The 23890-nt window shown below is 73.5% G+C and carries 20 protein-coding genes; 3 read left to right on the top strand and 17 right to left on the bottom strand.

The genetic code is table 11. The annotated features are described in order from the left end of the window. Window positions 1-17: 17 nt before the first annotated feature. The 6 genes from ACLF5H_RS19615 to ACLF5H_RS19590 all read right to left on the bottom strand — a co-directional run bounded on the left by ACLF5H_RS19615 (window position 18) and on the right by ACLF5H_RS19590 (window position 5271). Window positions 18-776, bottom strand: a complete 759-nt coding sequence (locus tag ACLF5H_RS19615) for a GvpL/GvpF family gas vesicle protein (protein ID WP_421677307.1) — start codon at window positions 774-776, stop codon at window positions 18-20. After that, on the bottom strand, window positions 773-1186 hold the full coding sequence (locus ACLF5H_RS19610) for a gas vesicle structural protein GvpA (protein ID WP_421677306.1): 414 nt from the start codon (window positions 1184-1186) through the stop codon (window positions 773-775). The genes ACLF5H_RS19615 and ACLF5H_RS19610 overlap by 4 nt, the downstream gene beginning before the upstream one ends. A 53-nt stretch (window positions 1187-1239) precedes the next feature. Beyond that, window positions 1240-1719 (bottom strand): gas vesicle protein, encoded by a 480-nt coding sequence (locus ACLF5H_RS19605; RefSeq protein ID WP_421677603.1) that lies wholly within the window; start codon window positions 1717-1719, stop codon window positions 1240-1242. Window positions 1720-1775: 56 nt separating this feature from the next. Then, window positions 1776-2711 (bottom strand): non-homologous end-joining DNA ligase, encoded by a 936-nt coding sequence (gene ligD, locus ACLF5H_RS19600; RefSeq protein WP_421677305.1) that lies wholly within the window; start codon window positions 2709-2711, stop codon window positions 1776-1778. Then, on the bottom strand, window positions 2708-4555 hold the full coding sequence (locus ACLF5H_RS19595; protein ID WP_421677304.1) for a transketolase: 1848 nt from the start codon (window positions 4553-4555) through the stop codon (window positions 2708-2710). Before ACLF5H_RS19595 ends, ligD begins: the two co-directional genes overlap by 4 nt. 275 nt (window positions 4556-4830) lie before the next feature. Beyond that, entirely contained in the window at window positions 4831-5271 is a 441-nt protein-coding gene (locus tag ACLF5H_RS19590) for a phage holin family protein (protein WP_421677303.1), read from the bottom strand. 82 nt (window positions 5272-5353) lie between these two features. Here ACLF5H_RS19590 and ACLF5H_RS19585 point away from each other — a divergent pair, with 82 nt between their 5' ends. Then, entirely contained in the window at window positions 5354-5701 is a 348-nt protein-coding gene (locus ACLF5H_RS19585; protein WP_421677302.1) for a VOC family protein, read from the top strand. A 4-nt stretch (window positions 5702-5705) separates the two neighbouring features. Here the strand turns inward: ACLF5H_RS19585 and ACLF5H_RS19580 are convergent, their stop codons facing one another. From ACLF5H_RS19580 to ACLF5H_RS19555, 6 genes are all read right to left on the bottom strand, one after another. Beyond that, entirely contained in the window at window positions 5706-7703 is a 1998-nt protein-coding gene (locus ACLF5H_RS19580; protein ID WP_421677301.1) for a DUF5107 domain-containing protein, read from the bottom strand. Between the two features lie 91 nt (window positions 7704-7794). Next, a complete protein-coding gene (locus tag ACLF5H_RS19575) occupies window positions 7795-8340 on the bottom strand; it encodes a GNAT family N-acetyltransferase (protein ID WP_086808944.1) in 546 nt (181 codons plus the stop codon). A 41-nt stretch (window positions 8341-8381) separates the two neighbouring features. After that, the gene (locus ACLF5H_RS19570) at window positions 8382-9305 is read right to left on the bottom strand and encodes a S66 peptidase family protein (RefSeq protein WP_421677300.1); all 924 of its coding nucleotides are present in this window, start codon (window positions 9303-9305) and stop codon (window positions 8382-8384) included. Continuing rightward, window positions 9302-11269 (bottom strand): prolyl oligopeptidase family serine peptidase, encoded by a 1968-nt coding sequence (locus ACLF5H_RS19565; protein ID WP_421677299.1) that lies wholly within the window; start codon window positions 11267-11269, stop codon window positions 9302-9304. Before ACLF5H_RS19565 ends, ACLF5H_RS19570 begins: the two co-directional genes overlap by 4 nt. Window positions 11270-11274: 5 nt before the next feature. Beyond that, window positions 11275-12579, bottom strand: a complete 1305-nt coding sequence (locus ACLF5H_RS19560; RefSeq protein ID WP_421677298.1) for a M20/M25/M40 family metallo-hydrolase — start codon at window positions 12577-12579, stop codon at window positions 11275-11277. After that, the gene (locus ACLF5H_RS19555; protein WP_421677297.1) at window positions 12572-13405 is read right to left on the bottom strand and encodes a M55 family metallopeptidase; all 834 of its coding nucleotides are present in this window, start codon (window positions 13403-13405) and stop codon (window positions 12572-12574) included. The genes ACLF5H_RS19560 and ACLF5H_RS19555 overlap by 8 nt, the downstream gene beginning before the upstream one ends. Window positions 13406-13613: 208 nt before the next feature. Here ACLF5H_RS19555 and ACLF5H_RS19550 point away from each other — a divergent pair, with 208 nt between their 5' ends. Continuing rightward, window positions 13614-15338 (top strand): chloride channel protein, encoded by a 1725-nt coding sequence (locus ACLF5H_RS19550; protein ID WP_421677296.1) that lies wholly within the window; start codon window positions 13614-13616, stop codon window positions 15336-15338. A gap of 50 nt (window positions 15339-15388) precedes the next feature. Here ACLF5H_RS19550 and ACLF5H_RS19545 read toward each other — a convergent pair whose 3' ends face one another. From ACLF5H_RS19545 to ACLF5H_RS19525, 5 genes are all read right to left on the bottom strand, one after another. Further along, complete coding sequence (locus ACLF5H_RS19545; RefSeq protein ID WP_421677295.1) at window positions 15389-15925, bottom strand: MarR family winged helix-turn-helix transcriptional regulator; 537 nt, start codon at window positions 15923-15925, stop codon at window positions 15389-15391. A 104-nt stretch (window positions 15926-16029) separates the two neighbouring features. Further along, on the bottom strand, window positions 16030-16749 hold the full coding sequence (locus ACLF5H_RS19540; RefSeq protein ID WP_421677294.1) for a class I SAM-dependent methyltransferase: 720 nt from the start codon (window positions 16747-16749) through the stop codon (window positions 16030-16032). A 106-nt stretch (window positions 16750-16855) separates the two neighbouring features. After that, window positions 16856-19393 (bottom strand): SpoIIE family protein phosphatase, encoded by a 2538-nt coding sequence (locus ACLF5H_RS19535; RefSeq protein WP_421677293.1) that lies wholly within the window; start codon window positions 19391-19393, stop codon window positions 16856-16858. Window positions 19394-19545: 152 nt separating this feature from the next. Beyond that, window positions 19546-21897: an MFS transporter gene (locus ACLF5H_RS19530; RefSeq protein WP_421677292.1), complete on the bottom strand. Its 2352-nt coding sequence runs from the start codon at window positions 21895-21897 to the stop codon at window positions 19546-19548. 321 nt (window positions 21898-22218) lie between these two features. Further along, window positions 22219-22662: an SRPBCC family protein gene (locus ACLF5H_RS19525; RefSeq protein WP_421677291.1), complete on the bottom strand. Its 444-nt coding sequence runs from the start codon at window positions 22660-22662 to the stop codon at window positions 22219-22221. 174 nt (window positions 22663-22836) lie between these two features. Between ACLF5H_RS19525 and ACLF5H_RS19520 the strand changes: the two genes are divergently transcribed. Then, window positions 22837-23883 (top strand): Rv2578c family radical SAM protein, encoded by a 1047-nt coding sequence (locus ACLF5H_RS19520; protein ID WP_421677290.1) that lies wholly within the window; start codon window positions 22837-22839, stop codon window positions 23881-23883. Window positions 23884-23890: the final 7 nt, after the last annotated feature.

Below are 23890 nucleotides of genomic sequence, written 5' to 3'. Positions count from 1 at the left end.
GGTCGCCCGGTCGCCCCCTAAGGGGCCGGGGCGGTGGTCTCCGCCGGCTGGGCGGGGCCCGGTTCGACGAAGCTGTACGGCGGCAGCGGGCCGTTGACACGCAGCTCCAGGTGCGGATGGCCGGCGTGGACCCGCTCGACGGCGGCCAGGAAGTCCTCGGCGGTGTCGCGGGCCACCAGGAACGAGTCGTTGAGCAGCCAGCCGGTGGACTGGGGTCCGGCGCTGACCGCGGCGGCGGCCGGCTCCAGCAGGCCCCGCACCTCGGCGGCGTCGGCGGCCTCCCGGGCCTTGACGGCACCGGCGACCAGTTCGCCGAGGCGCAGCTTGTCGTCGTAACTCCCGCCGCCCGCCTTGCGGTTGGCGTCCGCGAGGGCGCGTACGTCCGGCTGCTCGGCCATCACCAGGTGCAGCGCGGCCTCCTCGATGTGATTGGCCTTGACGTTGTACTCGACCTTGCCGTCCAGGGCGGCGAGCCGCTCCCGGTAGTGCTCGGCGCGTTCGTCGAGGACCTGGGTGACGGTGTCGTCGTCGGGGGCCACGTTGCCGAACCGCATGGGCAGCACACAGCCGCCGGCGCCCGCCTCGGCGAGCACGTTCTGGTGGGCGAGCAGGTCCCGGCGCTTGGGACGCAGCCCCTCGGGGGCCTCGCTGACCAGCGCGGCCAGCTCACCCTCGGCGAGGACGCGCACCGTCCTGGCCGGTTCGCCCACGCCGGTCATCCCCTCGGGGAGCGCCGGGTGCGAACGGGCGGTGATCCCGTAGACGTACGTGCTCACTCCTGCTCCTCCTTGCGGCGGGCCGCGGCCTTACGGGTGCGGGGGCGCTCCTCGCCCTCTTCCCGCGCCTGCTTGAACGCGTCGGATATGGTCTCGGCGGCGCCGGAGAGGGCGCCCTTGGACTTGCCGCGCGCACCGGACTCGGTGACCTGGCCGACCACGTCGGGCAGGCCGGGGCTCTTGTTGGGTCCGGATTCCAGATCGAGGCGGTTGCAGGCCTCGGCGAAGCGCAGATAGGTGTCGACACTCGCCACGACGACCCTGACGTCGATCTTCAGGATCTCGATGCCGACCAGGGAGACGCGCACGAAGGCGTCGATCACCAGGCCGCGGTCGAGAACCAGTTCCAGTACGTCGTAGAGGCCGCTGCTGCCTCCGCCGCCGGACTGCTGTGCCGGGACAACGGTCATGCCGGCCGTTCCTCCTCCGGGATAGTCGCTGATGGTCCGATCGGTGCGGCCCGCTAGTGGCCGCCGGGTCGCGGGTCGGCTCTGCCGCGTTCGTAGCGGCGGACCCGCCGGTAGCCGGTGAGCTGTCCGTCCCGGTCGAGTTCGACCTGGTAGCCGCCCATGAGGCTCATGGTGTCCGGCACCCTGGACAGCTCCAGTACCTCGACCTCGAGAGACCAGCCGTCCTCGGTCTGCTCGAAGGAGGACACCGATTCGGCTTCGAGCCCGGTCAGCTCGGCGAGCTGGCCGCGCGCCCGCCGCAGCACCTCCATGAGGGGCGGCCGACGCCCTTCGGGCTCGTGCGTGGACTCTTCGCCGCCGGGGGACGGCCGGGAGCCCTTGCGGGTCTTCCGGGGCTCCGCCTCCGGCTCCTGTTCGATTTCTTGCCGAGCTTCGCGCTCTTCTTCCCGCTCTTCTTCCCGCCCGGCTTCCTGTGGGGATTCTTGGGATTCCCGTGAATTCCGTGTCCGTGATGTGCGATGTGTGTTCGACATGGCCACCTCTTGGTGCGGGTGGCCGCTCATCCCGTGGCCAAACCTTCGAGCCGTCCTCAGTCGCGCAGGTCCGCGAGACGCCGCCGGGCGGGGCCCAGACCGCGCCCCCGGGCCGGCAGCTCCGCCCACGGGTCGGTGCGGGCCTGCTCCAGGGCGTCGGCGATGGTCCAGCGGCGGGCGTGGAGTCCGGGGTCCTCCAGCTGCGGCCAGGCGACGGGCACGGCGACGGGGGCGCCCGGGCGGGCCCGGACCGCGTAGGGGGCCACCGCGGTCTGTGCGTAGCCGTTGCGCTGCACGTCGAGATAGAGGCGGTCGCCGCGGTCGTCCTTGCGGACCGCGGTGGTGAGCCGGTCCGGGTGCCGCGCGGCGGCGAGTTCGGCGACGTCGTGGGCGAACTTCCGTACCTCGTCGAAGCCTTGGCGTCCGTCGAGCGGGACGACGAGGTGCAGCCCGCGCGAGCCGGTGGTCATCGGGGCGGCGGGCAGGGCGAGTTCGTCCAGCAGCGTGCGCAGCACGACCGCGGCGGCGCGGACCGGGGCGAAGTCGTCGTCCGGCGGGTCGAGGTCGAACACCAGCCGGTCGGGGTGGCCGGGGCCCCCGGCGCGGTCGGTGCGGGACAGCCAGCGGTGCGGGGTGACGCAGGCCTGGTCGGCGAGGAAGAGGAGGGTGGCGGTGTCGTCGCACACCACATGGGTGACGGTGCCGCCCTCCTTGGCGACCTCGGCGCGGGTGATCCACTCCGGGTAGTGCTCGGGGGTGTTCTTCTGCATGAACCGCGGCCCGTCGATGCCGTCCGGGTGGCGCTCCAGCATCAGCGGGCGGCCCCTGAGGTGCGGCAGCAGGTAGGGGGCGATGGCGTGGTAGTAGTCGGCGAGGTCGCCCTTGGTGTACTCCGGGGCGCCCCCGCGGCCGGGGAAGAGGACCTTTCCCGGCCGCTGGATCCGTACGGTGCGACGGCCGGCCCGTATCGGCCGGTCCGCGTCCGCGCTCACCGCACCACCGCCTCCTCCACCAGCAGTTTCGCGGCGGCCACGATGCCGAGGGCGTCGATGCCCGCGGCGTGCAGCTGCTCGTCGGGGGCGGCCGAGCCGGGCATCGTACGGACCCCGAGCCGGACCAGGCGGGGCACCGGGCGGCCGTCCGCGAAGGACTCCGCGACCGCGTCCCCGATACCGCCCTCGGGGTGATGGTCCTCGACGGTGAGCAGACAGCCGGTGTCCTCGGCGGCCCGGCGCAGCGTCTCGGCGTCGGCGGGCTTGACCGAGTACAGATCGATCACCCGGACCGCGATGCCGTCCTCGGCGAGCCGGTCGGCGGCGGCCAGCGCCTCGGGCACGGTGACCCCGGCGGCGACGATCGTCAGCCGGTCCTCCTCCGAGGAGCGCAGCGTCTTGCTGCCGCCGACCGGGAACTCCTCGTCGGCGTCGTAGAGCACCGGCGTCTTGCCGCGCGAGGTGCGCAGATAGCGGATGCCGTCGAGACCGGCCGTGGCGGCGACCAGCCGGGCGGTCTGGTTGGCGTCGCAGGGGTAGAGCACCGTGGAGCCGTGGATGGCGCGGAACATGGCGAGGTCCTCCAGGCCCATCTGCGAGGGCCCGTCCTGCCCGATGGCGACCCCGGCGTGCGAGCCGACGAGGTTGATCCCGGAGCCGCTGATGGACGCCATGCGCACGAAGTCGTGGGCGCGGGTGAGGAACGCGGCGAACGTCACGGCGTACGGCACCCAGCCGCGCACCGCCATCCCCACGGCGGTGGCGACGAGCTGCTGCTCGGCGATGTAGCACTCGAAGAAGCGCTCGGGGTGCGCCTTGCCGAACTCCTCGGTGCGGGTGGAGTCGCCGACCTCGCCGTCCAGGGCGACGACATCGCCGCGCGCGTCGCCGAGGGCGGCGAGGGCGGCGCCGAAGGCGTCCCGGGTGGCGGCCTCGTCGCCCTTGTCGTAGCGCGGGAGCCGGATCACCTCGGTGGTGCGGTCGCGCAGCGCGGCGGCGGCCGGCGGCTCCCCCACCCGGACGTGCAGCTCACGGGGGCCGCCGAGCTCGGCGATGGCCTCGTCGGCGTCGGGCAGCGGCTTGCCGTGGTGGCCCTCCTGGTCCTCCACGGCGGCCACGCCCTTGCCCTTGAGGGTGCGGGCGAGGATCACGACGGGCTGCCCGGTGGTGGACAGCGCCTCGCCGTACGCCCGGTCGATCGCGTCCACGTCATGGCCGTCGATCTCGATGGTGTGCCAGCCGAAGGCCTGGAAGCGGCGGGCGTAGGCGTCCAGGTCGTGGCCGTGCCGGGTGGGGCCGCGCTGCCCGAGCCGGTTGACGTCCACGATCACCTTCAGGTTGTCCAGGTTCTCGTACCCGGCGTGCTCGGCGGCCTCCCACACCGAGCCCTCCGCCAGCTCGCTGTCCCCGCACAGCACCCACACCCGGTAGCCGGTGCGGTCCAGGCGCAGCCCGGCGAGGGCGATGCCGACCCCTACGGGCAGCCCCTGGCCGAGGGAGCCGGTGGCGGTCTCCACCCAGGGCAGCCTGCGGGGTGTCGGATGTCCTTCGAGCCGGCTGCCGAGCTTGCGGAAGGTGACCAGCTCGCCGTCCTCGACGGCGCCGGCCGCCTTGTACGCGGAGTACAGCAGGGGCGAGGCATGGCCCTTGGACAGCACGAAACGGTCGTTGGCGGGATGCTCGGGGCGTTCGAAGTCGTAGCGCAGATGGTTGGCGAGGAGTACGGCCATCAGATCGGCGGCGGACATCGAGGACGTGGGATGCCCGGAGCCCGCCGCCGCGGCGGCCCGTACGCTGTCGACGCGCAACTGCTGTCCGAGTTCGGCGAGTTCGGCGGTGTCCATGGCTCTCCTTGCGCGAGATCGTGGTCGTCGGTCGGTGGGCGTCCGTACGGGCCACCCGGGATCACCGGGGCGCGGGGACGGCCGGCCGGACCGGCACCGGCGATCGGCACGCGCGGTCGACCCACGAAGGACGCCCCGGGCGGTGGGCTCGTGCGAGGTTTCCCGCGTATCCGGGGCCGGACCAACCAAACGCGGGGGCACTCACCCGGCCGGAGCACACGGGGTACCGGCCGGACCGGGGAGTGCCCCCGCGAGGGGGGGGCTTCCCGCGCCGGTTATCGGCGCGGGTCGTCCAGGTCGGCCGGGGTCTCCGGCGGATTCTTGGGGATCGGCGGGTACGGCATGCCGAGGCCGCCGGGCGGGGCGACCGGCGGGCTCCCGCCGACCACGTGGTGCGGCGGTCGCGGTCCGTGGCCAGAGGAGTGGGCACTGGCCCGCAGCGCGTACGCCACCGCGGCCATCAGCGCCCCGGTGATCAGCGCGGCCGCCCAGCCGGGCAGCCCGATCGCCAGGGCCAGGCCGACGGCGACCACGACCGCGCCGCCCGCGTACAGGGCCGCGGCGCCCGACGCCCCGTAGAGCACGGCGGTACGGCGCTGCTTGCGGGTCTGCTCGCGCAGCTCCTCCCGTACCGTCACACGGGCCACCTGAGCCAGCTCCTCGACCAGCTCCTTGTCGAGATGTTCCAGATGATCCAAAGGTTGCGAACGGTTCATGTCACGCGGGTACCCTGGGCGCACCCCGGATAACTCCGGGGGTACCTGCGCACCGGCCCTCGCCCCAACTAGGCTCGGCCGCATGGAGATTATGGGCGCCTCGCTGCGTATCTGCGTTGCCGACATCGAGACCGCGATCCCCTTCTACGAGCGGCTGGCCGGTGGCACGGCACAGCGGTTCGAACGCGGCGGGGTCCAGGTCGCCGCGATCGGCTCCTTCCTGTTGATGAGCGGTCCGGAAGCCGAGCTGGAGATCCTGCGGAAGGTCACCGCGACCATCGCCGTCAAGGACGTGGGCGAGGCGCGTGAGCTGCTCACCGGGCTCGGCGCCCGCATCCTGGTGGAGCCGGTGCCGACACCGGCGGGCAGCAACATGCTCGCGATGCACCCGGACGGTTCGCTCTTCGAGTACGTGGACCAGCACGGCTGAGCGCTCAGGCGGGATCGGGACGCATCCTGAAGTCGTAGCGGGCGGGCAGGGGTTCGTCGGTGAGCCGGGCCCACACCCGGTCGAGCACCTGGGATCCCTCCCGCAGGTCGGCGATCTCGAAGCCCGCCTCGAACACGGCCCGAGCCTCGGCCCGTCGGCCCTCCGCAAGCAGCAACTCCGCCTCCAGCAGCCGGAATCGGCCGCGCCGCCGGACGTCTGGCGGCAGCCGTTCCCAGACGGCGCGGGCCTCCGTCGGCCGCCCGACCCGCAGCAGCGCCTCCAGCGTCTCGCGGCCGAGGGCGGCCCGCGCGGCGGTCCGGTCGGCGGCCCGGTCCACATCCGGGTCCGCGTCCCGGTCCGCGTCCTCGGGGCGCCCCGCCGCGCACAGGTCGGTGAACGCGTCGGCGTACCGGTCGGCGGCCCGCTCGTGGTGGCCGTCGTCCTGGTCGGCGACGGCCAGCGCGCGCAGCAGCGGCCAGCGCGCGGGGGCCAGCGGCAGGGCCCGTTCCCAGCTGCGGACGGCCTGCGCCCGGTCGCCCGCGTGCCACTGGGCGATGCCGAGGTGGTACTCGGCGTGCCAGGTGGCGGGCGCGCTCTCCAGCAGGTCCCGCCAGTGCGGGGCGACCAGCGTCTCCCCGCCCGGCTCGGGGCCGCGCGGCGCGGGCAGGCCCCCGGTACGCAGCAACTCCCGCCAGGGCTCCTGGGCCTGGCCGAGCGTGCACTCGGGGAAGGGCGTGCCCGGCAGCTTCCGTCCGGTGCGCAGCACTTCGAGGGCGCCCCAGCCGGAGCCGGTGGCGAGGATCTCGCCGGGTTCGGTGTCGGCGTGCGCCCGCCATCGCGCGTACGCCTCCTCGACCCGGGCGCGCGGCAGCACCGACTCCAGCTTCTCCTCGGCCCTTCGGACCGCGCCGGACCACTCCCCCGCGGGCGGGCTGTCGAGCGGGCCGTACGCCTCCAGCCAGGACACCTCGCTCTCCGCGTCCAGGCGGACGTGCTCCAGCTGGGTACGGGCCAGGCCCGCCTGGATCTCGCAGTAGCCGCCGGTGCCGGGCTCGGTGAGCCACCGCTGCCAGCGGCGGCCGCCGGTGCCGCTGCCCCAGACGAACAGCTTGCGGCCGCGCAGCACATCGGTGGAGGTCTGCACCAGCCCGCGCCCGGCCGCGTCCAGCGCGGCGATCCAGCGGCGCCGCCCGTCCGGCACGTCGTAGAAGTAGTCGGCGGCGTAAGGGCTGTTGAGGGGGTAGGTGCGGTCGATGCCGTCGTACGACGGGACGGGCACCCGGCGCAGCCGGCGCTCGTAGCCGAACCGCCAGGCTTCCTCGGCGGGGGCGAGGACCCGGACCTCCTCGGGCACCGCGATGTTGGACCACCAGTAGGTGGGCACGGGGTGCTCGTGCGGGTTGCGGACGCGGACGCCGACGTAGAGGAAGTCGGAGCCGTCGGGCAGCCACAGATCGACCTGGAAGGGCACATCGCGCAGCCGCTCCCACTCCCACAGGCGCAGCATCTCGCCGCCGTCGGGGGCGGGCACGCGCGCGGCGTGCAGGGGGGCGCAGGAGAGGGTGGTGTGGCCGGTGGCGCCGATGTTCCACTCGATGCCGCCGGAGTACCAGGCGCCGTTGAGGGCGAAGTCGGCGGGCTGGAACACCGGGTTGCGGTACAGGAGTTCGCGTCCGGTCGGCAGGTGGAGCAGCGAGGCGACGCGGCCGCCGAGGCCGGGCAGGACGGTGGCGCGCAGCCGGTCGTTCTCGATCACCAGGACGTCCAGGGCCCGGGGTTCGCGGGTCCTGCCGTAGCCGTCGCGCAGCCGGACCGGCAGCAGGCTGCGCAGCGGCGCGTACCCGAGCCCGCGCGCCATGTCCCGGGGTATGTCCTCCCGGTCGCGGTCGTCGACGCGGTGGACCTCGTCGAGCGGGCGCAGCGGGGGCAGCGGGTTGTCCGGGCCCAACTCGGCGGCGGGCAGGGTCAGTACCTCACGTCGGATCCTTGTCACGACGACCATGGAACCCGGCGCGCGGTGACTCGGCCAGGGGAGCTGCCGGTCAGGATTGCGCAAAGGGCGTAAAAACCGCGACGGGGCGGGCCGCCCGAGGTCAGGCGCGCATCTCCGCGGTGAGCGCCCAGCGTTCGTGGTCGCGCCAGTCCCCGTCGATGTAGATCATCTTCGGGGAGAAGCCCTCCAGGCGGAACCCGGCGCCCCGGGCCAGCGCGGCCGAGGCGAGGTTCTCCGGCTGGGCGTTGATCTCCAGGCGGTGCAGCCCGAGCGGCCCGAAGGCGTGGCCGATCACCAGGTCCAGGCCCTCGCGCATCAGGCCCCGCCCGGCGGCGTGCGCGAACGCGCCGTACCCGAGGGCGCCGCAGCGGAAGCCGCCCCGGACGATGTTGTTGATGTTGATGAACCCGGCGATGTCCCCGCCCTCGCGCTCGCACACCAGGAAACCGGCCTTCGTGGGGTCGTCGATCAGCCGCCCCGCGTACTCGGCGTACGCGTCCTCGGTGTCCGGCGGGAACAGCCACGGGCGGTGCAGGTCCTTGCTTTCGCGGGCACGCGCGGTGAACTCGGGACCGTCCTGGAGGGTGAAGTGACGGATGCCCACCCGGGGGCCTTCGGCGAGATAACGGGACGCGATGTGCGGCATCCGGCCAGCTTACGCGTCCCTTCTCGCCGCGCGGCGGGTGATCAGCTCAGCGCGGGCTCCGCCAGTGTCAGCGTCCCGGCGTCCGCGTCCAGCTCCGCCTCGGCCCCGAACGGGATCGTCAGCGCGTCCGCGCAGTGCCCGAACCCCATCTCCTCGCAGACCGGCACCCCAAGGACGCCGAGCCGGTCCCCGAGGACGGCGCGCACCTCCTCGTAGGGACCGCAGCGCTCCCAGGATCCGAGCCCGATCCCGGCGACCCCGTCCAGCCAGCCGGAGCGCAGCAGCTGGGTGAGCAACCGGTCGATGCGGTACGGCAGTTCGGTCACGTCCTCGATCATCAGCAGCCCGCCGCGCGCACCGGTCCGAGCGAGCGGGGTGCCGAGGTCGGCGGCGAGCCCGCCGAGGTAGCCGCCGAGGGTCACCCCGCGGGCCCGGCCGGGCACCAGCGCCGTCCCGGTCGTGGTGATGGTCCGTACCGTCTCGGGTGCGAACAGCGTGGCCTTCAGATGCTCCTGCGCCCGGGCGCTCTTGATGAAGTCGATCCCGGCGGCCACCGGCCCGTACAGCGTGACCAGGCCGAGGCGGGTGGCGAACGCCTGGTGCAGATGGGTGACATCGCTGAACCCGAGGAAGACCTTCGGCCCGGCGGCGCGCAGCGCGTCCCAGTCGACCAGGTCGGCCATGCGCTGGGCGCCGTAGCCGCCGCGGGCGCACAGCACCGCGGCCACCGACGGATCGCACCAGGCGTTCTGGAGGTCCGCGGCCCGGTCGGCGTCGGTGCCCGCCAGATAGCCCAGCTCGGTGTTCCGGTCCAGGACATGGGGCATGACGACGGGGTCGAGGTCCCAGCCGCGCAGCACGTCGAGGCCCGCCTGGAGGCGCTCCTCGGGCACCGGGCCGCTGGGGGCGACGACGGCCACCCGGGCGCCCGGGGCCAGTCTCGGCGGGCGGGTGAGGGGTTTCACCGGCGCAGCTCCAGTCGGGGCACATCGGAGATGTCCAGCTTGAACACCTGGGCGTACAGCGAGAGTTCGGCCTCCAGGGCGCGGATCACGGTGTCCGCCCTGCGGAAGCCGTGGCCCTCCCCCTCGAAGGTGAGGTAGGCGTGCGGGACGCCCTTGCCCTGGATGCGGGCGAGGAACTCCTCGCACTGCACGGGCGGGCAGATCACGTCGTCCAGGCCCTGGAGCATCAGGAACGGCACGGCGAGCCGGTCGGCGTGGCTCGCGGGCGAGCGCTCGGTGTAGCGGGTCGGCACCTCGGTGAACGGGCCGATCAGGGACTCCATGTAGCGCGACTCGAAGTCATGGGTGCCGCCGGAGGCCCAGCTGGTCAGGTCGAGGACCGGGTAGAGGATGGTGCCGCACGCGTAGACACCGGTGGTGGTGAGGGAGGCCGCGGTGGTCCAGCCGCCCGCGCTGCCGCCCCGGATCGCGAGCCGCGCGGGGTCCGCGGTGCCCTCCTCGGCGAGCCCGCGGGCGACGGCCGCGCAGTCCTCGACGTCGACCACGCCCCACTGCTCGCGCAGCCGCTCGCGGTAGGCGCGGCCGTACCCGGTGGAGCCCCCGTAGTTGACCTCGGCGACACCGATGCCCCGGGAGGTGAAGTAGGCGATCTCCAGGTCGAGGACGAGCGGCACCCGGCTGGTGGGGCCGCCGTGCGCCCAGATGACGTAGGGCGGCAACTCACCGTCGGGCGCGGTGTGTTCGGGGTGGTGCGGCGGGAAGACCTGGGCGTGCACCTCGCGCCCGTCGGGTCCGGTGAAGACGCGGATCTGCGGCTCCGGGTAGTACACCGGGTCCACCGGGTCCCGGTGGCGGGCGCCGACGGCGCGGGCGCGGCCCGTGATGGTGTCCAGCTCGACCACCTCGTACGCGGTGCGCGGGCTGGCGCCGACGGCGGCGACCCGGCCGCCGTGCACGGCGAGGTTCGCCGCGAACTCGGTCCAGGGGCCCGCCGCGTCGACGATCTCCCCGGACTCCGGGTCCAGGATCCCGAGCACGGTCGAGCCCTTGCCGTGCACGACCGCGATCAGCCCGTTGTCCAGCGGTGCGAACCAGCGCAGGCCCAGCTGCCACAGCGGGCCGCCGAACTCCTCCTCGCGGGTGCACAGCGGGACGTCGTCGCGGTAGAGGTTCCACCAGCCGCCGCGGTCGCTGGAGTACAGCAGCCCCCCGTCCGGGGCCCACTCCACCTGGGCGACGGCCTCGTGCTCTCCCCCGGCGACGGTGTGCGCGCCGTGCAGGGTGCCGTCCGCGCCGACCTCGGCGACCCGCAGTTCGGTGCCCTCCCAGGGCATCCGCGGGTGGTCCCAGGCGAGCCAGGCGGCGCGCCGGCCGTCCGGGGAGAGCCGGGGTCCGGTGACGAACCGGTGCCGCTCCTCGGTGAGTTCACGCACCGCGCCCCGGTCCTCGGCGGCCGAGCCGTCCAGCGGCACGGCGGCGAGGACGCGCCGGACGTCGCCGGGGTCGTCGCCGGTGTACTCCTCCAGCACGCACCACACCTCGCCCCGTTCGAGGTCGAGGTGCGGCTCGGCCCAGCGCAGTCCGCCGCCGACCGGGGAGAGCGGGGTGAGCGGGCGGGGTTCGCCGCCGGGCTCGTACCGGTAGAGCCGCTGGTCGGCGAAGTGGGCGAACACCACGAGGGGCGCGCCGCCTTCGCTCTCGGCGGTCCAGGGTCGGCCGCCGTACTCGATGACGCGGGTGCGCACGTTCCACGGCGCGGGCAGCAGCGATTCCTCGGTGCCGTCCGCGCGGCGCCGTATCAGCGTCCGGCGGCCGCCCTCGCCGGGGCGTGGCTCGGTCCACCAGGTCTCGTCCCCGACGTAGCCCACCCAGTCCGGGCGGCCGCCGTGGGCGGCGGCGAGTGCCGCGTCGATGGGTGACGGCCAGGTGCCGTAGGGCGCCCTGTGCATGGTGTCCTCCCCCATTTCGTCTAGGCCGTGCGCAGGAAGCGGTCGAGGACGCGGACGCCGAAGTGCAGCGCCTCGACGGGCACGCGTTCGTCCACGCCGTGGAACAGCGCCTGGTAGTCGAGCCCTTCGGGCAGTTTCAGCGGTGCGAAGCCGTAGCCGGTGATGCCGAGCCGGGAGAACTGCTTGGCGTCGGTGCCGCCCGACATGCAGTACGGCACGACATGCCCTTCGGGCGCGAGCTCCCGTACGGCCGCCCGCATCCGTCCGAAGAGCGTGGAGTCCACCGGTGCTTCGAGGGCGACCTCGCGGTGCGCGAACTCCCAGTCGACGTCCGGTCCGGTGAGCCGGTCGAGGGTGGCGGCGAACTCCTCCTCGCCGCCCGGCAGATAACGTCCGTCGACATGGGCGACGGCTTCGCCCGGGATCACGTTCAGCTTGTAACCGGCGTTCAGCATGGTCGGGTTGGCGCTGTTGCGAACGGTCGCCTCCACCAGCTTGGCGGCCGGGCCCAGCTTCTCCAGCAGCCGGTCGAGATCGCCGAAGTCGGCGTCGATGCCGTACAGCGCGGCGAGTTCGGTGAGCGCGGCGCGCACCGTCGGGGTGAGCCGCGGCGGCCACTGGTGCTCGCCGATACGGGTGACGGCGGCGGCGAGCCGGGTCACCGCGTTCTCCCTGTTCACCTTGGAGCCGTGCCCGGCGCGGCCGCGCGCGGTCAACGTGAGCCATCCGGTGCCGCGTTCCCCGGCGGCGATCGGGTAGATCTGCCGCCCGGCGCCGTCGTGGAAGGTGAAAGCGCCGGACTCGCCGATGCCCTCGGTGCAGCCCTCGAACAACTCGGCGTGCTCGTCGGCGAGGAAGCCGGAGCCGTCCTCGGCGCTGGCCTCCTCGTCGGCGGTGAACGCGATGACCACGTCCCGGCGGGGCCGCACCCCCGAGCGGGCCCAGGAGCGGACGACCGCGAGGATCATCGCGTCCATGTTCTTCATGTCGACGGCGCCCCGCCCCCACACCACCCCGTCCCGGACCTCCCCGGAGAACGGGTGCACGCTCCACTCGGCGGCCTCGGCGGGCACCACGTCGAGATGACCGTGGACCAGCAGGGCGTCCGCGCCCGACTCGGTGCCCTCGATCCGGGCGACCACATTGGTACGGCCCGGGGTGCGCTCCAGCAGCAGCGGTTCGAGGCCGGCGCCGGCCAGCCGCTCGGCCGCGTACTCGGCGGCGGGCCGCTCCCGGCAGTCGCCGCCGCCCCGGTTCGTGGTGTCGATCCGGATCAGCCCCGAGGTGAACTCCACGACCTCCTCGAGGGCCCGCGGGTCAGCCATACTGCTCCTCCACGGCGTTGGAGACGATCGTGGTGACCGCCTTGAACGTCCGGATGCCCTCGTACATGGTGGCGCTGGTGTACGCCACCTTCCGCTCGCCCACGCGCGCGACGCCCGGGACCACGGTCGCGGCCATCGCCAGATGCTCGGCGTCGAACTCCACGGCGACGGTGAACGGCCCCGCCTCCACGGGTGCGTGGCGCACCGCGAGCCGGGCGGCGTCCTTGGCGGCGGCGCGGATGTCGGCGGCGGTGCGGGCCGGGGTGCGGCAGACGGCCGCGTACCGGGACACATGGTCCTTGACGGCGACCTTCAGCGCCTCGGGCGCGTAACCGAGCGCGTCCTCGCAGGCCACGTCGTCGCCGGTGACGAGGACGACGGGGACGCCGTACTCGGCGACGACATGCGCGTTGAGCAGGCCCTCGCTGGCGCGTACGTCGTTCAGCCAGACGCCGGTGATCTGGTTGGCGAGGTAGGTGTGGGCGAGCACGCCCTCCATCCCGGCGCCCGCGTGGTAGCCGATGAAGGCGATGCCGTCGACGTCCCCATGCTGGACGCCCTCCACCATGGACAGCGCCTTGTGCCGCCCGGTGAGCATCTCCGTCCGCTCATCGAGCTGTTCGAGCAGCAGATTGCGCATCGTCCAGTGGGCCTCGTTGACGAGCACCTCGTCGGCGCCGCCGTCGAGGAAACCCTGCACGGCGGCGTTCACGTCCGAGGTGAACATCCCCCGGCACCGCTCCCACTGCGGCGTCCCCGGCAGCACGTCGGCCGGCCAGGTGACACCGGTGGCCCCCTCCATGTCGGCACTGATGAGGATCTTCATGGAGCAGCACGTTACGCGCTGCGGGGTCACCGGACCAGGAAAGCGGCCGAGACGACGTGGCGACTCCGGCACTTCTTTTGCATAATGCAAAAGTGAGGGAGGAGAATCAATGAGTGCCATATCGGCGGCAGAGGACGAGAAGCCCGGGAGCGGCGCGGGAGCGAGGGGCCGGGCGCCCGCGCCACAAGGGTCAGGACCGACGCGACCGATGGGGCCGGCGAGGCCGGTGGGACCGTCCCAGGGGGCCTGGGCCGTCCTGGTCCTGGCCGTCGTCGGCGCCGGGGCAGGCGCGGGCTCGATCGTCTTCCGCTGGTGCATCCGGACGTTCACCCTGCTGCTGTCCGGCCACTCCGACTACGCCGCCGCACCCGGCGCGGCCAATCCCCATGTGCCCTGGCTGGGGCCGTACTTCGTGCTCCTCGCCCCGGTCGTCGGCGGCCTGCTCCACGGCCCGCTGGTCAACCGGTTCGCCAAGGAGGCACGCGGGCACGGGGTACCCGAGGTGATGCTCGCCGTCGCCCAGCGGGGCGGCCGGATCAGCCCCAAGGTCGCCGTGGTCAAGACGCTGGCCTCGGCGCTGACCATCGGCTCCGGCGGTTCGGTGGGCCGCGAGGGCCCCATCGTGCAGATCGGCTCGGCGCTCGGTTCCACCCTCGGGCGGCTGACCGGGGCGGCCGAGGGCCGGCTGAAGCTCCTGGTCGCCTGCGGCGCGGCGGGCGGCATCGCGGCCACCTTCAACGCGCCCCTGGCCGGTGTCTTCTTCGCCATGGAGCTGATCCTCGGCACCTTCTCCGCCGAGGCGTTCGGCGCAACCGTGCTGGCCAGCGTCACCGCGAGCGTGATCGGCCGCGCCGCGTTCGGCGACAACGCCTTCCTGGACCTGCCCGGCTTCCACGTCGGCCACCTCTCCCAGTACGCCCTGTTCGCCCTGCTCGGGGTCGTCGCGGCCGCCGTCGGCGTGGGCTTCACCCGCGTCCTCTACCTGGTCGAGGACGCCTGCGACCGGCTGTGGCGGGGCCCGGAGTGGCTGCGCCCCGCGGTCGGCGGACTGGCGCTCGGCCTGGTGCTGCTGGCCCTGCCCCAGATGTACGGCGTCGGCTACCCGGTCCTGCAACGGGCGACCGAGGGCGGCTACGCGGCGGGCTTCCTGCTCCTGCTGCTGGCCGGGAAGATGCTGGCGACCAGCCTCACCATCGGCATCGGCGGCTCCGGCGGCGTCTTCGCGCCCAGCCTGTTCATCGGCGCGATGCTCGGCTCGGCGTACGGCATCGGCGTCCACCGGCTGCTGCCCGGCTCGGCCGGTGCCATGGGGGCGTACGCGCTGGTCGGCATGGGCGCGGTGTTCGCGGGCGCGGCCCGGGCGCCGATCACCGCCGTGGTCATCCTCTTCGAGCTGACCGGCGAGTACTCGATCATCCTGCCGCTGATGCTGGCCGTCGTGCTGGCCACCGCCACCGGGCGGCTGCTGTCCCGGGACACCGTCTACACCCTCAAGCTGCGCCGCCGCGGCATCGACCTCGAAGGCCCCGCCCCGGGGGCGCCGCTCGGCGCCCAGCGCGTCGGCACCGTCATGGAGCCGCTGCCCGCTCCGCTGCCCGTGGCCATGCCGCTCAAGGAGGCCACCGACCTGCTCAGCCGGTCCAGCCATGGCGCGCTCCCGGTCGTGGCCGCCTCCGGAGAGTACCTCGGCGTGGTCACCGCACAGGCCGTGGCCGAGGCCCTGGCGGAACAGCCGGACGCGGCACCGGCGACCGTGGGGCAGCTCGCGGAGCCCCCCGCCGCGGTGCTCGCCGACCAGCCGCTCGCCCAGGCCCTGCACACCCTGCTGACGGCCGCCGGGGGCGGGCTGCCCGTGCTCGACGCCGAACGGGGCAGGCCGGTGGGCTGGCTCAGCCACCAGGGCGCGCTGCGGGCGGTGCATGCGACGGCCTGAGCGACACCGGCTTCTTTGCATCATGCAAGGCAGCGCCCGGGAGCGGGGAGTCAGATCTCGTGGGCCGTCGAACCGTCCACGATCCAGCCCAGGGGATGCGGTTCGGGGTCGTCCACCCCGGGCGCCGGCGGCTCCCCGCCCGCCTCGTTGAAGGCGTTGAGGGCCTCGATGAGGGCCAACCGCTCGGTGGGGCGCAGCCGTTCGACGATGGCGGCGATCTCGGCGCGGCGCCCGGCGGTCACGTCGGCCACGATGCGCCGGCCCTCCTCGGTCGGCCGCAGCAGGGTCTCGCGCCGGTTGTCCGGGTTGGGCTGCCGGTCCGCGAGCCCGGCGGCGATGAGCCGGTCGACCATACGCATCGCGGTCGAGGGCGCCACCTGGAGCAGTTCGGCGAGCGCCACCAGCTTGGTCGTCCCCCGGGTCGCCAGGACCACGAGCATGCGGAACTGGGCGAGGGTCACCCGCTCCTCCACGGCGGCGAGCGAACGGGCGGAGACGGCCACCAGCAGACGGGAGGCGGTCAGCACGGCCCTGGTGACCGCGTCGACGTCGTCCAAGGCGCCCGCGGGGGTGTTTCTTTCCGGCATGGCTCCTTTCTACCGCGCCCGGCCCGTCACGCTCGCACGGGCGTCCCGCCGAGGCCGGTGCGGGACGGCGCGAGGGGCCGTCCCGCAGCTCGGGGTGGGCCCGGCTACCGGCCCGCGAGCACGAACCAGCGGGCCGGCAGATCGATCCGGGTGCCGTCGGTGAGGTGTTCGGTCTGCGGGAGGACGGTGTCGCCCTCGGCGAGGACGGTCAGCCCTGCCTCGCCGAGCAGGCGCGGGATCTCGCCCTCGTCGGCGTCGGCGGGCTTGAGGTGGTGATGGAAGACGCGCCGCAGCTTGGGCGGCGGGCCGGACGGCTCCGCGGCGGCGCGCCCCAGGACGTCGCGGGAGGCGGGGGTGAGTTCCACGACGAAGGCGCGGCCCGCGCTGCCGATCAGCGTGGCGACGGCGGCGGCGACCGCGGGGCGCGCGGCGGGTTCGCTCTGGTGGATGACGGCCCGCATATAGACGTTGCAGTCGCCGAGCCGGTCGTGCAGGGCCTTCACCGCGTCGCTGTCGGTCAGATCAAGCTGTTCGAACTCCACGGGCGCGTCCCCGGCGGCGCGCCGGGCGTGTTCGACGGCCGCGTGCGAGAGGTCGACGCCGATGGCGCGGGCGAACCGGGTGGCCAGATAGCGGGTCTGGGTGCCGTTGCCGCAGCCGAGGTCGACTATGGGGCGGGCCGGGTCCGCGTGCGGCAGGAGCAGCGCGGAATGCGGCTCCGCGGTCAGCGAGGGGTCCGAGTCCCAGATCGCCTCGCCCGGAGCGTCGGAGGTCTCGCTCCAGTAACTCTCCCAGTTGCCACGATAGTTGTCCGAGACGTTCATGCGCCCTCCCACGATCGGTTGCCGTGATCGGGATATCGCGGGGAGCGGGGTGCGGGCAAGAGCCCGGCGGCCACCTTCACCGGACGTACCGACGGCTCTCGCCGGTTCAGTGGGTTCCCGTGACCGACTGTTCGAACCAGACGGTCTTACGGTGCCCGGTGGCGCTCGCGCCCCATTCGCGGGCGAGCCTGCTGACCACGCGCAGTCCGCGCCCGTACTCGTCGCCGGGACCGGCGGTGATCATCGCGGGCAGGGTGGGCTCGTCGTCGGTGACCTCGAACAGCAGCGCGTCGGTGCGCACCACCCGCAGCCCGATCCGGTCGCCCTCGGCATGCCGTACGGCGTTGGTGACGACCTCGCTCACCAGCAGTTCCGCGGTCTCCACCGGCTCCGGCAGCCCCCAGGCGAGGAGCTGTTCGCGGACCAGGCGGCGGGCCCGGCCCACCTCGCGGGCGTCGTTGTCGAGCCGCCAGTCGGCGACGTGTTCGGCGGGGATGCCGTTGAGCCGGGCCATGAGCAGGGCGACGTCGTCCTTGCGGCCGCCCCGGGTGTTGAGGGCGCGGATGATGGTGTCGCAGGCGGCGTCCATGGAGGCGGCGGGATGCGCGGCGGACTCGCAGAGCGCGGCGAGTCCCTCGCCGATGTCCGAGCCGCGCACCTCGACCAGTCCGTCGGTGCACAGCACCAGCCGGTCGCCGGGCGCGACCCTGATCCGGGCCGCCTCGAACGGGACGCCGCCGACGCCGATGGGTGCCCCGGTGGGCAGGTCGAGCAGCTCGCTGGTGCCGTCCTCGGCGCGCACCAGCACCGGCGGGATGTGTCCGGCGTTGGCGAGGGTGACCTCGCCGCGGATCGGGTCGTAGACCGCGTACAGACAGGTGGCGAGGTAGTTGTCGCCGAGCCGGCGGGCCAGGTCGTCCAGATTGCGCAGGAGCTGGGCGGGCGGGGTCTCCAGCGTGGCCATGGTCTGTACTGCGGTGCGCAACTGCCCCATCATCGCGGCCGAGTTGAGGCCGTGGCCCATGACGTCGCCGACCACGAGGGCGGTACGGGAGCCGGGCAGCTTGATGGTGTCGAACCAGTCGCCGCCGATCCGTCCGAGCAGGGTGCCCGGCAGATAGCGGGTGGCCACGTCGCAGCCCGCCATCCGCGGGGTGACCTGCGGCAGCATGCTGTCCTGGAGGGTGTCGGCGACGTTCTCCTGGTAGGTGTACATGCGCGCGTTGTCGAGCACCAGCCCGGCGCGGGCGGCGAGTTCGGCGCCGGTGGTGCGGTCCATGTCGTCGAACTCGGGCCGGTCCGGGCGGCGCATCAGCACCATGAAGCCGAGGACGACATTGCGCGCCTTGAGCGGCACGATCAGCAGGGAGCGGCCGCCGATCAGCGGCCTGAGGTCACGCTTCTCGAACTGCCCGGAGATCCGCTCGGACAGCTCGTCGGTGACCTTCGGGACGAGCACCGGGTCGCCGGTGACCATGCACTGGTAGAACGGGGTGTGCTCGGGGAAGGCGAAGGCCTCGCCGACCGGCACGGTGTCGTCCCAGCGGCCCGGTTCGTCGTTGTGCTCGACCCACACCCGGAACATGACGGTGCTGGCGTCCGGCGGGCCGTCCGGGAAGCCCTCGCCCGCGAGGACGGCCGCGCGCAGATGGGTGCCGGCGAAGTCGGCGAAGCGGGGCACGGCGGCGCTGGTGACCTCGCGGATGGTCTCACCGAGGTCGAGGGAGGAGCCGATGCCGGAGCTGACCTCGTTGAGGAATTCGAGGCGTTCGCGGACGGCGACGTACTCCAGGTCCCGTTCGGCGCCCAGGGGTACGGTCCGCGCGACGGGGGTGCGCTGGCGCGGTACGACGTTCTCGGCGGGATCGGCGAGGGTGCGGCCGAGGCGGCGGGGCACGCCCCAGTACGGGGTCACCGGGACCCGTTCGAACTGGCTGAACTCCAGGACGGGATAGCCGAGTTCGAGGACCTGGGAGACGATGCGGCCGCTGAGTCCCGGGCCCATGTTGGGCAGGATCTCCGGCAGCCGCCGTTCCAGTTCGTCGAAGGCGGGCAGCTCGGTGTGGCGGGCGAAGCCGGGCGCGATGCGTTCGGCGGTCTCGTCGTCGTAGCCGCGCTCCGCGCGCAGCCGGACGGCGTCGGCGGCGAGCACCAGCAGCCGCGCGGGTCCGGGACCGACCAACGGGTAGGCCCACCACAGCACATCGAGCCGCTCGGGGTCGGGCTCGGGCCCGCCGTCCGGTTCCCCTTGCCGGGGCATGGTGAGGCGGGCGCGACCGGCCGTGGCGAAGGAGGTCCGGCCGCCGAGGGACGCCTCCAGGTCGGGGCCCGGGTCCAGGTCGCCGTCGCCCGAACCGCCGTGCTCCGCAGGGTCGTTCGGCTCCCCGTCGTACGCCTCGTAGGCGTCCGGCATGGCCTCGCCCCGGAGTTGGTCGGGGAGGGCGCCGGAGACCGGCAGCAGATCGCCCGCGGGGCGTCCGACGGCTTCCTCGCGGGTCACGCCGAACAACCGGCGCGCCCCGCTGCTCCAGTGGGACACCAGGCCGCCGCGGTCCACGACGATCACGGCAAGCGGAATCCGGCCCGCGTCGGTGTCGGCGGCGCCGCGCCCGGGAGTCGTGTCCCGCTCGCTGCCACGGTCCATGGCCCAGGCCCCTTCTCCCCACGGCTGTTCGCAAACGATCTGTGCCGCTGGCCACTACGGTACGGGGGCGGCCGGTGGCGATGTGTGGCAATCCGGGAATTGGTTTCACATGATCGCACCGGCCCGCGGCCGGGCCCCTGGCGGCCGTCGGCTCAGTCCTCGTGCCCCAGCTGGAGATCCCGTTCCGTCCGGCCCCCGCCCGCGACCTGGAGGACCGTGGCGACCGGCGGGTAACCCGCGGCGATGACCGTGTACTCGCCGGAGGACAGATCCACGAACCGGAAGGCGCCGTCCGCTCCGGTGGTGAGGGTGTCCACGACATTGCCCGCGGCATCCAGCAGAGTGACCCGGGCGTCCTCCACGGCCCGTCCCCCGCTCGCCCGTACGACGCCCCGCAGCACGGCGCCGCCCGCGAGTTCGACGTCCTGCCGGGTCTCCCGGGACGCCTGCACGCTGACCGGGAGGGCGGCCGGGCGGAAGGCGGGGGCGCTGGCGGCGAGGGTGTACTCGCCCGCGACCAGCTCGGTGATGACGTAACCGCCCTCGCGGCCGCTGCGGGTGGTGGCGACCACCTCGCCGTGCACATTGGTGAGCGTGACGGTGGCGTCCCGCACGGGGCTGCCGTCGGCGGTGAGCACGCTGCCCGCGAGGCGACCGGCGCCGCCGAGGACGACATCGAGCTCCACGGGCCGCTCGCCGACGGTGACGGAGACGGCCTGCGGCTGATGCCCTCCGGCGGCGGCGATCAGGACGTACGACCCGGCGCCGGGGGTGCTCAGCGCGTACCGCCCGTCGTCGCCGCTCGCGCCCCGGCCGATCTGCCGGCCGGTGACATCGATGAGGGTGAGCGCGGCGCGGGGCACCACGGTGCCGTCGGGGTGCTGCACGGTGCCGCACACCGGGATCCCGGCGGCGTACGAACGCGGTTGCGGGACGGAGGTGGGGGCGCTGTCGGGGTCGGATTCGGTGGCGTGGTGGGACACCAGGGGTTTCTCCTTGAGGAAGAAGGCGACGAGGAGGCCGAGGACGAGCACCGGGACCAGGTACAGGAAGATCCGGGGCATGGCGTCGGCGTACGCGCGGACGTAGGCGTCGCGCAGGGCCGGGGGCAGGGCGTGGACCAGCTGCGGGGTGAGCGACTCGGGGTCGGGCAGCCGGGCACCGGCGCGCGGGGGCAGCTCGCGGCGCAGGGCGTGGGCGAGCCGGTTCGCGAAGAGGGTGCCGAAGACGGCGGCGCCGACGCTGCCGCCGATCTGCCGGAAGTAGTTGTTGGCGCTGGTGGCGGTGCCGAGGTCGGCGGGGCGCGCCGAGTTCTGCACGGCGAGGACGAGGACGGGCATCACCAGGCCGATGCCCGCGCCGAGGACGGCCATCCAGATGCTGTACTGGAGCCGGGAGGTGTCGGCGTCGAGGCGGGACAGCAGCCACATGCCGACGACGGAGACGGCGCCGCCGAGCACGGGATAGATCTTGTAGCGCCCGGTGTGGCTGATGAGTTGGCCGGAGAGCAGGGAGGCCACCACGATGCCGGCCGTCATGGGCAGCATCAGCAGCCCGGAGCCGGTGGCGCTGGCCCCGTCGACCATCTGGAAGAAGGTCGGCAGATAGCTGGCCGCGCCGAACAGGGCGACGCCGATGACGAGGCCGACCAGACCGGTGACGTTGAAGACGGAGTCGCGGAACAGCCGCAGCGGGATGAGGGGTTCGGCGGCGAAGCGCTCGGCGACCAGGAAGAGCGCGGTGGCGGCGAGCGCGCCCGCGCCGAGGCCGAGGATCTGCCGGGACCCCCACGCGTACTCGGTGCCGCCCCAACTGGTCAGCAGCACCAGGCAGGTGGAGGCGGCGGCGAGCAGCAGGGAGCCCAGCACGTCGAGTCGGCCGCGCGCTTCGGGCCCGGGCAGCTTGAGGACGGCGGCGACCACGACGAACGTGACCAGTCCGAAGGGGACGTTGACGTAGAAGCACCAGCGCCAGGAGAGGTGGTCGGTGAAGTAGCCGCCGAGCAGCGGCCCGGCGACGGAGGCGACTCCGAAGGCGGCGCCGATCAGTCCCATGTAGCGGCCGCGCTGCCGGGGCGGCACGATGTCGGCGATGATCGCCTGCACCCCGATCATGAGCCCGCCCGCGCCGACGCCCTGGAGCGCGCGGTAGGCGATCAACTGGTCCATGTCGCCCGCGCGTCCGGCGAGCGCGGAGCCGAGGACGAAGACCGCGATGGCGAACAGGAAGACGCCCTTGCGGCCGAAGAGATCGCCGAGCTTTCCGTACAGCGGCAGGCCGATGGTGGAGGTCAGCAGATAGGCGGTGATCGCCCAGGACATCCGGTCCAGGCCGTGGAGTTCGCCGACCACCTTGGGCAGGGCGGTGGCGACGATCATCTGGTCGAGGGCGGCCAGCAGCATCGCCAGCATCAGCCCGAGGAAGACCAGCCGCACCCGGCGCGGGCTCAGCGCGGCGGCGGGGCCGGGCGCCGGGGCCCCGGGGCCGCCCGCCACTCCCCCCACACGACGCTCTTCCGATCTCCACGCGGTGCGCCGCGCCGTCCGCCGGGGCTTCGCCCGCGGCGCTCTCGGCGGGTGCCGTCCGGGCCGCGGGCAGCAGCACGAGCGTGTCGTGGTCCTCCAGAGTCGTCCCGCCCACGTGCCGCTCCCCTCGTCGCCGTCATCGCGGCTGTCGTACCCGTGCAATTTCTCGCGCGAGGCGACAACTACGAACAACAGCGGGGGGTTACGGGGCGGTTCCCGGTGGGCGGGACTTCCACTCGAACCGGTGAAGGGGGGACCCTTCCGAGGGCTCAACACCCCTTCACCGCGCGGAGGTTGGGACTACTTCTCGACCTCGGTGGCGAGCCGGGCGAGCACGGCGTCGTAGATGCGGCCGAGGCCCTTGGGGGCGAAGGTCCGCTCGAAGAAGCCGCCGATGCCGCCGGCGCCCTTCCAGGTGCTGGTGACGACGACGCGGGCCCTGCCCTCACCGGCGGGGGTGACGCGCCAGGTGGTCACCATGGAGGAGTTGCGGTCCTTCTCGACCAGTTCGCCGTCGGTGGGCTCGCTCACCTCCAGCAGGCAGTCGCGCACCCGCTTGCTGGTGGCCTGGAGCTTCCAGTGGACGAGGGTGCCCTCGCCGTCGCCGCCCTCGCGCACCTCGTACTCGCTGAACTGCTCGGGCAGCAGCTTCTGCCGGGTGCCGCGGTAGTCGGCGAGGGCGTCGAGCACCTTCTCCGCGTCCGCCGCGACGACCCGCTCCGTAGTGGCCTCGACCTGCGCCATTGCGTTCCTCCAGGACCTGATTGCTCGGGGTTGGGAAAAGCCAACCACCCCGGGTCCCGGCCGCCCAAATCGGGGGGTGCCTCGGGGGCCGTGTCCGGGCCCGGAGCCGGGTGCGCACGATCATGGGAACACATGTTCTATTGTGGCGCTGAGTGCTACCGAGGAGGACGGCTCATGCGCTGGGACAACCTCACCGACGAGCCCGTCGAACACGGCCGGACCCCCGACGCCGCCCTGTTCGGCGCGGACGCGGTCACCACCCGTACGTTCGACACGCCCGAATTCCGCGGGATCACCTTCCACGAGGTCCGGGCGCGCTCGGTGCTCAACCGGGTGCCGGGCGCCTCGCGGATGCCGTTCGAATGGACGGTCAACCCGTACCGGGGCTGCTCGCACGCGTGTGTGTACTGCTTCGCGCGCAAGACGCACGGCTATCTGGATCTGGACACCGGCATCGGTTTCGACACCCAGATCGTGGTGAAGGTGAACGCCCCGGAGGTGCTGCGCCGCCAGCTGGGCTCCGGCCGCTGGCGGGGCGACCACGTGGCGATGGGCACGAACGTCGACTGCTACCAGCGCGCCGAGGGCCGCTACCGGCTGATGCCGGGGATCATCTCCGCCCTCACCGAGCACGCGAACCCGTTCTCCATCCTGACCAAGGGCACCCTCATCCTGCGCGACCTGGACCTACTGGTGCGCGCGGCGGAGGTGACGGACGTCGGGATCTCGGTCTCGGTGGGCTTCCTGGACACCGGGCTGTGGCGCACCGTGGAGCCGGGCACGCCCGCGCCCGAGCGGCGCCTGGACGTCGTACGCGCCCTCGGCGAGCACGGCATCGGCTGCGGTGTCCTGATGGCGCCGGTGATCCCGTTCCTGAGCGACCGGCCGGAGCAGCTGCGGGCGACCGTCGCGGCCGTCGCGGCGGCCGGGGCGACCTCGGTGACCCCGCTGGTGCTGCATCTGCGGCCCGGCGCGCGGGAGTGGTTCATGGCCTGGCTGGCCGAGCACCACCCGCATCTGGTGCCCCGTTACGAGCGGATGTACGCCGGCGGGTCCTACGCGCCGACCTGGTACCAGCGCCGGATCACCCGTCAGGTGCACGAGCTGGCGCGGGAGTACGGCATCGGGCCCACGCGCGCGGACGCGGCCCGCAGGATCAGCCCGGCGCGGCCCGCGCCGGTGCCCGAGGCGGCCGAGCCGACGCAGCTCACCCTGATGTGAGACCCCC

The organism is Streptomyces sp. LaBMicrA B280, from assembly GCF_049222185.1.
GTDB classification, from domain to species: Bacteria; Actinomycetota; Actinomycetes; order Streptomycetales; family Streptomycetaceae; genus Streptomyces; species Streptomyces murinus.
The sequence above is the reverse complement of the archived record's forward strand: the minus strand, read 5'-3'. Positions and strand labels throughout refer to the sequence as shown.

Excerpts from the sequence above, each read along its gene's own strand:
- ACLF5H_RS19565 (WP_421677299.1), bottom strand. The coding sequence starts at position 11,269 with ATGGGGGAGGACACCATGCACAGGGCGCCCTACGGCACCTGGCCGTCA.
- ACLF5H_RS19555 (WP_421677297.1), bottom strand. The coding sequence starts at position 13,405 with ATGAAGATCCTCATCAGTGCCGACATGGAGGGGGCCACCGGTGTCACC.
- ACLF5H_RS19585 (WP_421677302.1), top strand. The coding sequence starts at position 5,354 with ATGGAGATTATGGGCGCCTCGCTGCGTATCTGCGTTGCCGACATCGAG.
- ACLF5H_RS19535 (WP_421677293.1), bottom strand. The coding sequence starts at position 19,393 with ATGGACCGTGGCAGCGAGCGGGACACGACTCCCGGGCGCGGCGCCGCC.
- ACLF5H_RS19525 (WP_421677291.1), bottom strand. The coding sequence starts at position 22,662 with ATGGCGCAGGTCGAGGCCACTACGGAGCGGGTCGTCGCGGCGGACGCG.
- ACLF5H_RS19595 (WP_421677304.1), bottom strand. The coding sequence starts at position 4,555 with ATGGACACCGCCGAACTCGCCGAACTCGGACAGCAGTTGCGCGTCGAC.
- ACLF5H_RS19540 (WP_421677294.1), bottom strand. The coding sequence starts at position 16,749 with ATGAACGTCTCGGACAACTATCGTGGCAACTGGGAGAGTTACTGGAGC.
- ACLF5H_RS19520 (WP_421677290.1), top strand. The coding sequence starts at position 22,837 with ATGCGCTGGGACAACCTCACCGACGAGCCCGTCGAACACGGCCGGACC.
- ACLF5H_RS19610 (WP_421677306.1), bottom strand. The coding sequence starts at position 1,186 with ATGACCGTTGTCCCGGCACAGCAGTCCGGCGGCGGAGGCAGCAGCGGC.
- ACLF5H_RS19590 (WP_421677303.1), bottom strand. The coding sequence starts at position 5,271 with ATGAACCGTTCGCAACCTTTGGATCATCTGGAACATCTCGACAAGGAG.
- ACLF5H_RS19560 (WP_421677298.1), bottom strand. The coding sequence starts at position 12,579 with ATGGCTGACCCGCGGGCCCTCGAGGAGGTCGTGGAGTTCACCTCGGGG.
- ACLF5H_RS19605 (WP_421677603.1), bottom strand. The coding sequence starts at position 1,719 with ATGTCGAACACACATCGCACATCACGGACACGGAATTCACGGGAATCC.
- ACLF5H_RS19545 (WP_421677295.1), bottom strand. The coding sequence starts at position 15,925 with ATGCCGGAAAGAAACACCCCCGCGGGCGCCTTGGACGACGTCGACGCG.
- ACLF5H_RS19575 (WP_086808944.1), bottom strand. The coding sequence starts at position 8,340 with ATGCCGCACATCGCGTCCCGTTATCTCGCCGAAGGCCCCCGGGTGGGC.
- ACLF5H_RS19580 (WP_421677301.1), bottom strand. The coding sequence starts at position 7,703 with ATGGTCGTCGTGACAAGGATCCGACGTGAGGTACTGACCCTGCCCGCC.
- ACLF5H_RS19550 (WP_421677296.1), top strand. The coding sequence starts at position 13,614 with ATGGGGCCGGCGAGGCCGGTGGGACCGTCCCAGGGGGCCTGGGCCGTC.